General features: G+C 40.2%; 14 protein-coding genes. 10 read left to right on the plus strand and 4 right to left on the minus strand.

The genetic code is table 11. The features are described from left to right. Positions 1-124 precede the first annotated feature (124 nt). Positions 125-598 (minus strand): 23S rRNA (pseudouridine(1915)-N(3))-methyltransferase RlmH, encoded by a 474-nt coding sequence (gene rlmH, locus C7972_RS19085; RefSeq protein ID WP_110357769.1) that lies wholly within the window; start codon positions 596-598, stop codon positions 125-127. 210 nt (positions 599-808) lie between these two features. Between rlmH and nadC the strand changes: the two genes are divergently transcribed. From nadC to priA, 4 genes are read left to right on the plus strand one after another with little or no spacing between them, the layout of a single operon-like run. Next, a complete protein-coding gene (nadC, locus tag C7972_RS19090) occupies positions 809-1666 on the plus strand; it encodes a carboxylating nicotinate-nucleotide diphosphorylase (RefSeq protein ID WP_110357770.1) in 858 nt (285 codons plus the stop codon). Next, positions 1667-2653 carry a YihY/virulence factor BrkB family protein gene (locus tag C7972_RS19095; RefSeq protein WP_110357771.1) on the plus strand — a complete coding sequence of 329 codons (987 nt, stop codon included), beginning with the start codon at positions 1667-1669 and terminating at the stop codon, positions 2651-2653. It begins immediately after the preceding gene. After that, the gene (locus tag C7972_RS19100) at positions 2628-3077 is read left to right on the plus strand and encodes a DUF2147 domain-containing protein (RefSeq protein ID WP_258364896.1); all 450 of its coding nucleotides are present in this window, start codon (positions 2628-2630) and stop codon (positions 3075-3077) included. Before C7972_RS19095 ends, C7972_RS19100 begins: the two co-directional genes overlap by 26 nt. A gap of 13 nt (positions 3078-3090) precedes the next feature. After that, entirely contained in the window at positions 3091-5550 is a 2460-nt protein-coding gene (gene priA, locus C7972_RS19105) for a primosomal protein N' (protein WP_110357772.1), read from the plus strand. A gap of 4 nt (positions 5551-5554) precedes the next feature. Here the strand turns inward: priA and C7972_RS19110 are convergent, their stop codons facing one another. After that, positions 5555-6247: a LytTR family DNA-binding domain-containing protein gene (locus C7972_RS19110; protein ID WP_031444569.1), complete on the minus strand. Its 693-nt coding sequence runs from the start codon at positions 6245-6247 to the stop codon at positions 5555-5557. A gap of 234 nt (positions 6248-6481) precedes the next feature. On the opposite strand from C7972_RS19110, the gene rpsF reads away from it, so the two are divergent. The 5 genes from rpsF to hisS all read left to right on the plus strand — a co-directional run bounded on the left by rpsF (position 6482) and on the right by hisS (position 9643). Then, on the plus strand, positions 6482-6820 hold the full coding sequence (gene rpsF, locus C7972_RS19115; protein WP_110357773.1) for a 30S ribosomal protein S6: 339 nt from the start codon (positions 6482-6484) through the stop codon (positions 6818-6820). Positions 6821-6822: 2 nt separating this feature from the next. Further along, complete coding sequence (gene rpsR / locus C7972_RS19120) at positions 6823-7122, plus strand: 30S ribosomal protein S18 (protein ID WP_176225701.1); 300 nt, start codon at positions 6823-6825, stop codon at positions 7120-7122. Between the two features lie 13 nt (positions 7123-7135). After that, the gene (gene rplI / locus C7972_RS19125; protein ID WP_110357774.1) at positions 7136-7591 is read left to right on the plus strand and encodes a 50S ribosomal protein L9; all 456 of its coding nucleotides are present in this window, start codon (positions 7136-7138) and stop codon (positions 7589-7591) included. 140 nt (positions 7592-7731) lie between these two features. Next, on the plus strand, positions 7732-8202 hold the full coding sequence (locus C7972_RS19130) for a DUF6495 family protein (protein WP_110357787.1): 471 nt from the start codon (positions 7732-7734) through the stop codon (positions 8200-8202). Between the two features lie 64 nt (positions 8203-8266). Then, positions 8267-9643 (plus strand): histidine--tRNA ligase, encoded by a 1377-nt coding sequence (hisS, locus tag C7972_RS19135; RefSeq protein ID WP_110357775.1) that lies wholly within the window; start codon positions 8267-8269, stop codon positions 9641-9643. Here the strand turns inward: hisS and C7972_RS19140 are convergent. Together C7972_RS19140 and C7972_RS19145 are read right to left on the minus strand one after the other, a co-directional pair. Further along, positions 9638-10186 carry an NUDIX domain-containing protein gene (locus tag C7972_RS19140; protein ID WP_110357776.1) on the minus strand — a complete coding sequence of 183 codons (549 nt, stop codon included), beginning with the start codon at positions 10184-10186 and terminating at the stop codon, positions 9638-9640. The two genes, hisS and C7972_RS19140, sit on opposite strands and share 6 nt — an antisense overlap. Before the next feature lie 76 nt (positions 10187-10262). Then, positions 10263-11351 carry a M42 family metallopeptidase gene (locus C7972_RS19145; RefSeq protein ID WP_110357777.1) on the minus strand — a complete coding sequence of 363 codons (1089 nt, stop codon included), beginning with the start codon at positions 11349-11351 and terminating at the stop codon, positions 10263-10265. Positions 11352-11455: 104 nt separating this feature from the next. On the opposite strand from C7972_RS19145, the gene C7972_RS19150 reads away from it, so the two are divergent. After that, positions 11456-12142, plus strand: coding sequence for a DUF4294 domain-containing protein (locus C7972_RS19150; RefSeq protein ID WP_110357778.1), 687 nt, complete (start codon positions 11456-11458; stop codon positions 12140-12142). The last annotated feature ends 567 nt before the right edge of the window (positions 12143-12709 follow it).

Here is a 12709-nt window from a genome sequence, read left to right on the forward strand (position 1 = left end):
AAATTTGTTTTTAGGCAGTTTTTTTATGCCTTTTGATGAAAAAATAATCAGGCTCCCTAGTATTTAGCAGGAAACGGAAGGAATTTCCTGATTAGGCAGGTGTTTTGTTTTTTTATGCCTTTTGCTAGTGATGGTGGTAGGGTTCGTTCCTTAGGATGGTAAAAGCCCTATAAAGTTGTTCCACCATAAACAATCGAACCATTTGATGTGAAAAGGTCATTTTTGATAAACTTATCTTGCCTTGACTTTTTTGATATACGGCCTCGCTAAAACCATAAGGCCCGCCAATGACGAATACCAGCTGCTTTAGGCCCGAATTCATGTTTTTTTGTAGGTATCCCGAGAATTCCACAGAGGTTTTCTGCTTACCGTTTTCGTCAAGCAGAACTAACCGATCCGTAGGGTTGAGCTTATTTAAAATGGCTTCGCCCTCCTTCTCCTTTTGTTGCTTTTCCGAAAGGTTTTTGGTATTCTTGATGTCGGGGATTATTTCCAACTCAAATTTTATATAGTGTTTTAACCTATTTTGATATTCCTCGATCAATTGGGTTAATTGAGCACTATCTGTTTTTCCCAGTACTAATAATTTAATGGTCATAGGCAAATGTAAGGTGCATATTTCAAACTCCAAAAAGAAGCTTGTTTTGGTATGGGACAATTATAGGAAGAATTGAAGTGAGGATGGGGGCAATAGGTTTCAAATTACCTTGGGGAGCTGTTTTATCTGGAACGTTTGGCATTTAATGAAATATCAAAGTAGGTGGAATTGGACAAACATTTTACTAAATTAGCAAGGTAAAAGTATTCCATGATTTCAGAAGAACAATTTAAGACAGAACTCGATTTAATTATCAAGAATGCCATACGGGAAGATGTGGGTGATGGAGATCACAGTTCATTGGCCTGTATTCCTGCCACAGCAACCGGAAAAGCAAAATTATTGGTCAAGGATAAGGGTATAATTGCCGGAGTGGATTTTGCCAAAAAGGTCTTCCAATATGTTGACAGGAATTTAGACGTGGAAGTTCTTATCAATGATGGAGCCTCGGTTAACTTTGGAGACATTGTTTTTTATGTGACAGGAAGTTCGCAAAGTATTTTAAAGGCGGAGAGATTGGTGCTCAATGGTATGCAAAGAATGAGCGCTATTGCCACAAAGACCAATTATTTTGTAAAGCTTTTGGAAGGCACCGATACCAAAATCTTGGATACCCGTAAGACCACCCCGGGAATAAGGGCCCTGGAAAAATGGGCAGTAAAGATAGGTGGGGGTGAAAATCATAGATTTGCGCTTTATGATATGGTAATGTTAAAGGATAACCATATCGATTTTGCCGGAGGTATCACTAAGGCCATTGAAAAAACACAGCAATATCTGGCCGAAAAAAAATTGGATCTAAAAATTATCGTGGAGGCTAGAAACCTAAAAGAAGTTGAGGTGATCCTGCAATCCAATGGCATTTATAGAATTTTGTTGGATAACTTTAGCTTTGGGGATACGCGGATAGCAGTAAATATGATAGGGGATAAATGCCTCACGGAATCTTCTGGAGGCATTAATGGGGACACCATACGGAAATACGCGGAATGCGGTGTAAATTATATCTCTTCCGGGGCATTGACGCATTCCATATACAATATGGACCTCAGTCTTAAAGCCGTGTAAATGTCCCAGGAAATTGAAAGAAAACTGGAGAAGATCCCCATAGTAAATTGGGTAGTGGGCCTTATGAAAAGGTTTAAGTTGCCAGCCTTTGAGGGACTTTCATTTTATGATCTTATGGAGATGTATGTGATGGGGATCGTAAAGGGGGCTTTGTCTACCAGAGCGAGCTCCATTTCCTTCAGTTTGTTCTTGGCCCTATTTCCATTGTTAATATTTTTGGTTACCCTAATTCCTTTTATAATTCCCTATGTTTCTGTGGGGAATTCAAATTTTGACACGGAATTTCTAATATTTTTGGAATCATTTTTGCCAAGGGCAACGGGTGATTATTTTAGTGAAATATACCTGCAGATCAGTGAGCAGGAGAGGGGGGATGTCCTGTCTTCCGCAATCGCATTTATAACCTCAATTTTTTTAATGGCCAATGGGGTGAATGCAATTTTTGTAGGGTTTGAAAACTCCTACCATGTAAATCTCAACCGCAGTATGTTTAAGCAGTATGTCTATGCCCTGATGGTTGGTTTGATGCTGTCCATACTACTATTGATAGGTGCGGTCATATTTGTTTATTTTGAGGCATATGTGCTTATCGGTTTATATGATATAACACATACGGGAGTGGAATTGGAGGTGGATGAAAGTGAATTTCTTTTGGTGCAATGGGGAAAATTTTTATTTTTAGGAGTGTTGGCCTATTTTATAACGGCTATTTTATACTTTTTTGGAACCAAGGAAGGAAGACAGGCCAGATTTTTTTCGGCCGGGGCATTAATGACAACCTTACTTTTTATCCTTACTTCCTATTTGTTCGGGGTATATGTTGAAAAATTTGCCAGATATAACGAATTATATGGTGCTTTGGGTGGTTTATTGATTTTATTGGTATTTATTTGGTTAAATTCCAATATCTTGCTGTTGGGGTTTGAACTGAATGCCTCATTAAATTCTTTAAGGAAAAAATATGAAAAACATGATGGAAAGGAATAAATGGGCAATATGGGGTGTTTTTATGCTTTTTTCTTTGTCCACTTCCGGCCAGAGCATCTTTGGAAAATGGAAGACCATCGATGATAGGACAGGTAATCCCAAGGCAATTATTAGTATCTATGAAGAAGATGGGCTTATGTACGGTCATGTGGTGGAGATCTTGGAAGAAGGTAAGGAAAATGCCGTTTGTGTAAAATGTGACGGAGACAAAAAGAACCAGCCAATAGTTGGAATGAAAATAATTGAAGATGTGGAACACATTGGTAATGGGGAATGGAAGGGCAAAACCCTGTTCGATCCCGAACAGGCCATGACCTTTAGATGCAAATTGTGGCTAAACCCCGACAATCCGGATGAATTAAAGGTTAGGGGATATTTGGCTTTTATCTACCGCACCCAGACATGGATAAGGGTGGAAGGATAGAACTTTTGGGACTATGCAGCAGGATTTTATCAATGTTATTTTACCCATACCTATAGAAAAGCTCTTTACCTATAAGGTTACCAAGGAAGAGGCCGAAGTATTAAATCCGGGAATGAGGGTGGCCGTACCCTTTGGAAAGTCCAAAATTTACACAGCCCTGGTGTTCGAGATCCACAACACAGCTCCCACCGTATACGAAGCAAAGGAGATAGATCAAATTTTGGACGATTATCCCATTGTGACCACTATCCAACTTAGGTTCTGGCAATGGCTGGCCCAATATTATATGTGTTCCATCGGGGAAGTTTTTCGCTCGGCCGTACCAAGTGCCCTGCTACTGGAAAGTGAAACCTTGATTTTGAGGAACGATAGGGTGGAGATAGAGGAAAGCGATTTGCCCGATGATGAATTTATGGTGTTTGAGGCCTTGCAGCATCAATCAATTCTGAGGGTTCAGGAAATAAGTGATATTCTGGACAAAAAGAATATAATCCCGGTTTTAAATAGGTTGCTTCATAAGAATATCATCTTTCTCAAGGAAGAGATGTATGAGCAGTATAAACCCAAATTGGTACGATATGTTCAACTTGGGAAAAACCATAGGTCCGAAGAGCATTTGGAAGCCTTGTTGAATAGTTTAACCCGAGCCCCTAAACAGAGCCAAGTGGTTTTGTCATTGTTTCAATTACAGGCTGTAACCAAAAAGCCCGTAAAAGTGAGCGACTTGGAAAAGGCCAGTAATAGTTCCAGTGCCATTGTTAAGGCCTTGATAGATAAAGGTATTTTGGAAGAACATTTTGTTCAGACCGATAGGGTGGTGTATGGGGGGGATGAAGAAACCGAAACCTTAAAGTCTTTGAACGACTATCAAAAGGGTGCTCTCAAGGATATAAAAAGCTCCTTTGAAGACGGCAAGGTAGTCCTTCTTCACGGAGTTACCTCTTCGGGGAAAACGGAGGTCTATGTTAAGCTGATCGAAGAATTTTTAAGCCAAGGAAAGCAAGCCCTTTACCTTCTACCGGAAATAGCCCTTACCACCCAATTGATTTCCAGATTGCAGGCCTATTTTGGGGAAAAAGTGGCCGTGTACCATTCCAAGTACAATGTGCAGGAAAGGGTGGAAGTCTGGAACAATGTCCTGCAAAACAAGCCAGTGGCACAAATTGTTATAGGGGCCAGGTCGGCCCTGTTTTTACCATTTAAGGATTTGGGATTGGTTCTTGTGGATGAAGAGCACGAAAGCTCTTTTAAGCAGTATGACCCGGCACCTCGATATCATGCAAGGGATGCCGCCATAGTTTTGGGTAATTTGCACGGGAGCAATATTCTCTTGGGATCGGCTACGCCTAGTGTGGAAAGTTTTTATAATGTAAAGGTTGGCAAGTATGGCTATGCGCAAATAGAAAGAAGATACGGCAATGTACTAATGCCGGATATGGAATTGGTAGATATTAAGGAGCAGTCCCGTAAAAAAAGGATGAAGGGGCATTTTTCGGAGCGACTTCTGGAGGGCATTACAGAGACCTTGGACAATGGGGAGCAGGTTATTCTCTTTCAAAATAGACGGGGATTTGCACCAATTATGGAATGTACCACCTGTGGGCATGCCCCCCAATGTCCTAATTGCGATGTAAGTCTAACCTATCATCAGCATAGAAAACAATTGCGTTGTCACTATTGTAGCTATCATATTGCCCTTCAGGAAACTTGCCAAGCTTGTGGGAATGCCACTTTGGATACCAAAGGTTTTGGGACCGAACAGGTGGAGCAGGAGCTAAATACTTTGTTCCCAAATGCCAATGTTGGGAGAATGGACCTGGATACCACCAGGGGCAAGCATGGTTACGAAAAGATAATCACCTCATTTGAGCAACAGGAAATCGATATTCTGGTGGGTACCCAAATGTTGACCAAGGGGCTCGACTTTAGGAATGTAAATTTGGTGGGAATAATGAACGCGGATTCCCTGTTGAATTTTCCTGATTTTAAGGCCCATGAAAGAAGCTTCCAATTATTGACCCAAGTGGCCGGTAGGGCAGGGAGGACCAAGAAGAGGGGGAAGGTGATTATTCAGAGCTATAACCCCAACCATAGGATATTGCAGCAGGTAACCACAGGAGATTATAATGGGATGTTCCAAGAACAGATTTATGAAAGGGAACAGTATAAATACCCCCCCATAAATAGGATTATAAAAATCACCTTTAAACATAAGGATTACAATAAGCTTAACGAGGCTGCGGAATGGTTTGCCAAATCGCTGAGAAATAGTTTTGGAGCAAGTGTTTTGGGGCCGGAATACCCGCCTGTGGCAAGAATCCGAAATCAGTATATAAAGAATGTTGTAATCAAGATTGGGGGAAAATACTCTTTGGTAAAAACAAAAAATAGCATTAAAAGAATTGAAAAATCCTTTAATGCTATTTCCTACTACAGAGGTATTAGGGTAATCTACAATGTAGATCACATATAATTATCTAAAAATTATTTAGGGCCTCTGCCAATTCAGTTTTCTTATTTCTACTTAGAGGTATTTGTTTTCCACTAACTTCTACATTTTTACTGTTAAACTTCTCTACTTTCTCCAAGTTGACAATATAGGACTTGTGAATTCTCAAAAACTTATCTTCCGGCAACTGTTTTTCAAAAGATTTCATTGTTGATAAAATTACGATATTGGCCTCATCTGTAACTAGTTTTATGTAGTCGCCCAAGGCTTCTATCCATTTTATCTCATTTAAAATAACCTTTCTTTTCTTCAGGTTGCTCTTAACAAAGATGTGTTCTTCGTCTTCCGTTACCTTATTGATTTGTTCGTATTTTGCCACGGCCCGCTTAACGGAAGCGTCAAACCGGGATAAGGTAATAGGCTTGTGAAGGTAATCCGTTACATCGTAATCAAATGCCTTAAGGGCATAATCCGGTTTTCCAGTGATCAAAATTACCTGAGGGCTGTTATCTAGGGACTCCAATAGGTCGAATCCAGTGATAATGGGCATCTCTACATCTAGGAAAATTAAATCTATTTCGTTGTTCTTGATGCCGTTCTTAGCTTCAATGGCATTACTGTACTCAGCTACCAAAGCCAGATTCGGATGGTTATTTACCAGTTTGGCAACTGCCATCCGCTGCATGGACGAGTCGTCCACGATAATGCTTCTTAATTTCATAAATGGTTGATTTGTGGGGTTAAATCATCGACAAAGTACTTAAAAATCACGCTGATGTACAACAAAAGTTGTAAACATTGCAGTAATTGTTGTGTAAATGGCAATGACCATAGTTTAATTGTTTTTGGTTAAGTTCAATATTATGTTTTCTCTAGGTATAACGAAGATTTTTTCATTTTCTTGTGATATGAACAAAAAATAATTACTTTTGCACACTTAAAAATTTTTAAACATATGAACAATTACGAAACTGTTTTCATTTTAAATCCCGTTCTATCTGATGTTCAGATAGAGGAAACAGTTAAGAAATTTGAGGATTTCTTAATTAACAGAGGTGCCAAAATGGTAGCCAAAGAAAACTGGGGGCTGAAGAAATTGGCCTATCCGATCCAACACAAGAAAAGTGGTTTTTACCATTTGTTCGAGTTTACAGCTGAAGGCGACGTTGTTGCCCCTTACGAATTGGAATTCAGAAGGGACGAACGGGTTATGCGTTTTTTGACCGTAAAATTAGACAAGCATGCCGTATCATGGGCAGAAAGAAGAAGAACAAAGTTAAAAGCTAAAGCGTAAGGATTATGGCATCAATAGAACAACAGGCAAAAGGTAAAAAAGACGGAGAGATTAGATATCTTACTCCTCTTAATATAGAGACCAATACTCAAAAGAAATATTGTCGTTTCAAAAAATCAGGTATTAAATATGTAGATTATAAGGATCCTGATTTCTTAATAAAGTTGGTAAACGAGCAAGGCAAATTGCTTCCAAGGAGACTTACTGGAACTTCCTTGAAATATCAGCGTAAAGTGGCCGTTGCTGTAAAAAGAGCGCGTCATTTAGCTTTAATGCCATATGTTGGCGATTTATTAAAATAAAAAGAAACGGACGATGGAACTTATATTAAAGGAAGACGTACAAAACTTAGGTTTTAAAGATGATTTGGTGAACGTTAAGAATGGTTTTGGTAGAAACTACCTAATTCCAAGAGGATTGGCCTCTTTAGCTACGCCATCAGCCAAAAAAGTGTTGGCAGAAAATTTAAAACAAAGGGCCCATAAAGAGAAGAAGGTTGTTGATGCTGCCAATAAGACAGCGGAAGCCATTAAGCAATTGGAAATCAAGATTGCTGCAAAAGCTGGTGCCGGTGATAAATTATTTGGATCTATTACCAATATGGATTTGGCCGACGCTTTGGAAAAAGCTGGACACTCCCTTGATAGGAAATATATTATCATTCAGGGTGGAGCCGTTAAAAGAACAGGTCCCTACAATGCTCAAATAAGATTGCACAGAGATGTAATAGTCGATTTCCCATTTGAAGTGATTGCAGAGGCAAAAGGATAATATTATCCGGATAAGTAATAAGAAAGGCCGCATTTATGTGGCCTTTTTTATGTTAATTACCTTAAAATTCACCGTAAACAATTGTTCTATTTGTTCGTCCTGGTTTCATGGGCAGGGCGATTTCGAAATTTAGTGGCAAAATGAAATATTTAAGATTAACAAGACAACAGCTAGAGGAGTTGCACCCAGAGTTTATCAATTTTTTGGCTACACAATCCATCACAGGGGAGGAATGGGAAAAGTTGAAAACGGAAAAACCGGAGGTGGCCGAAGAGGAGCTGGATATTTTTAGCGATCTAATTTGGGAAGGTGTATTGTCCAAAGTACGTTTTCTGGAAAATATATCTGCCCAGCAAATGCATTTATTCCATACGGAAGAAAAGGAAATGAAACTTATTTCGGTAAAGGTGATGAATCCGGATATTGATCTAAGTACCAAAGAAGGCTTTTCTTGGTTTAGAAAAAACTATCAATCGGATTTTGTAGAATATTTAACGGCCTCCAAAGCATATTCGGCCGACAAAAATCTGGATAAGTTTAATTTGATAAAGCAGGGAGCCGTAATTACCAAAGGAGAACTATATAAATGGTTTGACAATCTAATTGGTTAATTTTGTTTGATCCGACATAGGCAAAATTCCACAATCCGTTATATTTACAGCAGAATTAGAAACAATGGCACAAAAACCATCCATACCTAAAGGGACCAGGGATTTTTCCCCATCCGAAGTCAATAAGAGAAACTATATTTTCGAAGTGGTAAAAAAGCATTTTCAAACCTACGGTTTTCAACCTATTGAAACCCCGTCCTTTGAAAATTCGGAAACCTTAATGGGAAAATATGGAGATGAAGGCGATCGATTGATCTTTAAAATATTGAATTCTGGGGATTTCTTGAACAAGGTGAATGATGAACTGTATGCTACCAAAGACTCAAGTGCCATAACTTCAAGGATTTCGGAAAAAGCCCTCCGTTATGATCTTACCGTGCCTTTTGCCCGTTATGTGGTAATGCACCAAAATGAAATAGACTTTCCCTTTAAAAGATATCAGATTCAACCGGTATGGCGTGCCGATAGACCCCAAAAAGGGCGTTTTCGTGAATTTTTTCAGTGCGATGCGGATGTAGTGGGGTCGGATTCCCTTTTGCAAGAGGTGGAATTGGTACAGTTGTACGATGCTGTATTTACGGATTTGAAGTTGGAAGGGGTTACCATTAAGCTCAATAATAGGAAGATTTTGGCCGGGATTGCAGACGTAATCGGGGAACGCGATAAGTTGATCGACTTTACCGTGGCTTTGGATAAGCTCGATAAAATAGGGATTGATGGGGTTTCCAAGGAAATGAGGGGAAAAGGCATTTCTGATGCAGCCATTGAAAAGGCAGCCCCTTTATTTGCGTTAAACGGCAGTAATCTGGAGCAGTTATCGGCTTTGGAGAACTTGCTAAAGGATTCCGAGGAAGGTAGCAAAGGAGTGGGGGAGTTAAGGTTTATCATTGAAACCTTGGAGGAACTAGGACTGCAATCTGCCAATTTAAAAATAGATGTTACACTGGCCAGGGGCCTTAATTACTACACGGGGGCCATATTTGAAGTGGCCGCTCCGGAAGGGGTAAGTATGGGCTCTATTGGCGGCGGTGGTCGTTATGATGACCTTACCGGTATTTTTGGTCTTAGGGATGTGAGCGGGGTAGGCATCTCCTTTGGATTGGACCGAATTTATTTGGTATTGGAGGAGCTGGGGCTTTTCCCGGAAGCCATAGATCAATCATTACAGGTGCTCTGTGTTAATTTTGGGGACAAGGAAGCATTTATTTCTTTAAAACTGGTTAATCAATTAAGGAGAGCTGGTGTAAAATGTGACCTGTACCCTTCCAGTGCCAAGATGCAGAAACAAATGAAATATGCCAACAAAAGGAATGTGCCTTATGTGATATTGATAGGGGAGCAGGAATTGAGCAACCAGTCCTTTGTGGTCAAGGACATGGTTAAAGGGGGGCAGGAAACCTATAGTATGGAAAGGGTAGGGGACTTTATAAACAAATTATAGCCGTTTTTGCAAGGCATTGAGTACGGTTTCGTAGTATTCCATGTCATAAGGCACATATTTTTTGGAAATGACCCTGCTTTCCAATTCTTTTCGGAACAGGGGCAATGAAATTAGGGCAAGATCGTCTACTTCTGTTTCCTGCATTTCAAGTGTTGCCAAGCGTACTTTCAGTTCACATAAAAATGTATGGTGGAATTCACGGTCCAATAAATCTTGATGATGTTGGTGGCTGTATTTGAACACACCTAATTTGTGAAGATCCTTTTTTTTGATGTCAAGACCGATCTCCTCCTTTACTTCCCTAATGGCAGATTCCACTATGTCTTCACCGGCTCCTATATGTCCGGCAACGGATACATCCCAAAGTCCTGGATGGGTATCTTTGTTTTTGGCCCGCTGTTGAATAAGTATTTCTCCGTTTTTGTTATAAAGCCAAACATGGATACTAGGGTGAAAAATCCCCTTTCTGTGCGCCTCAGATTTCATGATGCATTTACCCGTGTAATTTCCGTCGGCATCCAATACGTCTATTAATTCATCCATTTAAAACTATATGATCTATTAATTGGCCAATTATACAATATAAAAAAATCCTCCCCAAAGGGAGGATTGTACGGTGCTATTCAAAATAACTAAAAGTTTCGCCCTCCTTAATGTTTAGAAGGGTCTCGTAGATAAGTTTAATTACGTTTTCAACATCGTCCCTATGAACCGTTTCCACCGTGGTATGCATATATCTAAGTGGAAGTGAAATTAGGGCAGAGGCCACTCCGCCATTGCTGTAGGCAAAGGCATCGGTATCCGTGCCGGTAAATCTCGAGGCAGCCATACGCTGAAAGGGGATCTTACTGGATTCTGCAGTTTCAATAATCCGCTCCCTGAGTTTGTTCTGTACTGCCGGGGCATAGGAGATTACAGGGCCTGCACCGATTTCGGTATGGCCTTGTTTCTTTTTCTCTATCATAGGGGTGGTAGTATCGTGACAAACATCGGTGATAATGGCGACATTCGGTTTTATTCTATGGGTAATCATCTCGGCCCCCTTTAGTCCAATTTCTTCCTGTACGGAATTGGTAATATAAAGTCCAAACGGAAGGGATTTTTTATTTTCCTTGAGAAGTCTGGCCACCTCGGCGATCATAAAGCCGCCCACTCGGTTGTCAATGGCACGACAAACAAATTTATCCTTGTTTAGAACCTGGAAGGTATCCGGATAGGTGATGACACATCCTACGTGTACCCCTATTTTTTCCACTTCGGCCTTATCCTTGGCACCAATGTCTATAAAGATGTTATCCAATTTAGGGGATTCCTCTTTGGAGCTGTCCCTGGTGTGAATGGCCGGCCATCCAAATATGCCTTTTACAATTCCATTTTTAGTGTGGATGTCCACCCATTTTGAGGGGGCAATTTGATGATCGCTTCCACCGTTTCGTATTACATAGATCAATCCATTGTCCGTGATGTAGTTTACGTACCACGATATTTCATCGGAATGCCCTTCAATGACCACCTTGTATTTGGCGTCGGGATTTATAACTCCCACAGCGGTGCCGTAGGTGTCGGTAATAAAAGTATCCACATATGGTTTCAGATATTCCATCCATAATTTTTGCCCTTCCCATTCGTAACCTGTGGGGGAGGCATTGTTTAAATATTTTTCTAAAAAATCCATTGATTTTTTGGTAAGAATCTTTTTTGTGCTCATTTACGTATATTTTGAATACAAACTTAACAATATTCACTTTTAATTAATAATAACATTCTTTCTTTATCCTTAATTTTGGCCTGGCTTTTGTATAATTAGATTCAATGAAAAAGAGACTGTTAACAATACTTTGTGGATTATTGGCATTTTGCGGCATGTCGCAGGTTCAGGAGGAGGTTTTGGATTCATTGGCAGAACAGTATGTAATAATGGAAGGCGATTCCATTCTTCAAAGTTCCATTGCGCTAAATGAGGTTTATGTATTTGGTAGGCTTAAATTCTCCTCCTATAACGATAAGTTACGCTATTATATACTAAGGAGGAAGACTATGAAGGTGTATCCATATGCCAAATTGGCTGCCGAGAGGTTGGTGGAGCTTAATGATAGTTTGGAGCATATAAAGAAGAATTCGCATAAAAGAAGGTTTACCCGCAAGGTTCAGAAATTTATTGAGGACGAATTTTCCGAGGAATTAAAGAAACTGACACGTACCGAAGGGCAGATTTTGGTAAAGCTCATTTATAGGCAAACGGGGATTACGGCCTTTGACCTGGTAAAAGAGTTGCGGAGTGGCTGGCGTGCTTTCTGGTACAATACCACGGCTAAAATGTTCAACATTAGTATCAAGGAAGAATTCCATCCCGATCTGGTGCACGAGGATTACCTTATTGAGGATATTTTGCAACGGGCCTTTGCGGATTTCAGTTTGGAACGGCAACCTTCCGTATTGGAATACGATTATGCTACCCTTACCAATATCTGGAAAGACCAGAAAAAGTCTAAGGAGTAGGGGTGTGTAATTCTCTATATTCCCCGAACTATTTTAAGAAAATGTATTGTGTGCCCCTCTTTTTGCCATTCCGTTCGGCCTGCGGTCTTGGGCTGGCATGTCCACTTAGGGGGGCGTTCCTGTTTTAACGTTTCGGTGTTTTGCGGTCAGGGAAAAAAGTGTTAAATTGTTCTCCCTTTTTTGCGGGATGGTTCGCTGCAAGATGCTTGTTGACAGCGTGTTGTGCGCATCCTGTTTAAAAAGGCAAAAAAAGTTTAAAAAAACCCTTGTGGATTTAAAAAAGGGTGGTAGATTTGCACCCCGCAAACGAAGGAATTACGGAGTGTGCGGAAAGGGTGTTGGGAGCACCGCGTTCATATAGGTTCTGTTCGATATAGGCCGGCCGAGGGGAAAAAATAATTTTTTTTCAAAAAAGCTTGGCGGATAAAAAAAAGGCTGTACATTTGCAGCCGCTTTGGGAGACAGGGCGAACGAAAAGAAGAGAAACAAGTTCATTGATATATTGTAAAGACAGCGTGCCACATACCCGGTAACGGGGATGTGGCGCAGAGAAATAAATCGAAATAA

Origin of the sequence: Arenibacter sp. ARW7G5Y1, assembly GCF_003201775.1 — a bacterium.
GTDB lineage: Bacteria > Bacteroidota > Bacteroidia > Flavobacteriales > Flavobacteriaceae > Arenibacter.

Excerpts from the sequence above, each read along its gene's own strand:
- rlmH (WP_110357769.1), bottom strand. The coding sequence starts at position 598 with ATGACCATTAAATTATTAGTACTGGGAAAAACAGATAGTGCTCAATTA.
- nadC (WP_110357770.1), top strand. The coding sequence starts at position 809 with ATGATTTCAGAAGAACAATTTAAGACAGAACTCGATTTAATTATCAAG.
- C7972_RS19095 (WP_110357771.1), top strand. The coding sequence starts at position 1,667 with ATGTCCCAGGAAATTGAAAGAAAACTGGAGAAGATCCCCATAGTAAAT.
- C7972_RS19100 (WP_258364896.1), top strand. The coding sequence starts at position 2,628 with ATGAAAAACATGATGGAAAGGAATAAATGGGCAATATGGGGTGTTTTT.
- priA (WP_110357772.1), top strand. The coding sequence starts at position 3,091 with ATGCAGCAGGATTTTATCAATGTTATTTTACCCATACCTATAGAAAAG.
- C7972_RS19110 (WP_031444569.1), bottom strand. The coding sequence starts at position 6,247 with ATGAAATTAAGAAGCATTATCGTGGACGACTCGTCCATGCAGCGGATG.
- rpsF (WP_110357773.1), top strand. The coding sequence starts at position 6,482 with ATGAACAATTACGAAACTGTTTTCATTTTAAATCCCGTTCTATCTGAT.
- rplI (WP_110357774.1), top strand. The coding sequence starts at position 7,136 with ATGGAACTTATATTAAAGGAAGACGTACAAAACTTAGGTTTTAAAGAT.
- C7972_RS19130 (WP_110357787.1), top strand. The coding sequence starts at position 7,732 with ATGAAATATTTAAGATTAACAAGACAACAGCTAGAGGAGTTGCACCCA.
- hisS (WP_110357775.1), top strand. The coding sequence starts at position 8,267 with ATGGCACAAAAACCATCCATACCTAAAGGGACCAGGGATTTTTCCCCA.
- C7972_RS19140 (WP_110357776.1), bottom strand. The coding sequence starts at position 10,186 with ATGGATGAATTAATAGACGTATTGGATGCCGACGGAAATTACACGGGT.
- C7972_RS19145 (WP_110357777.1), bottom strand. The coding sequence starts at position 11,351 with ATGAGCACAAAAAAGATTCTTACCAAAAAATCAATGGATTTTTTAGAA.
- C7972_RS19150 (WP_110357778.1), top strand. The coding sequence starts at position 11,456 with ATGAAAAAGAGACTGTTAACAATACTTTGTGGATTATTGGCATTTTGC.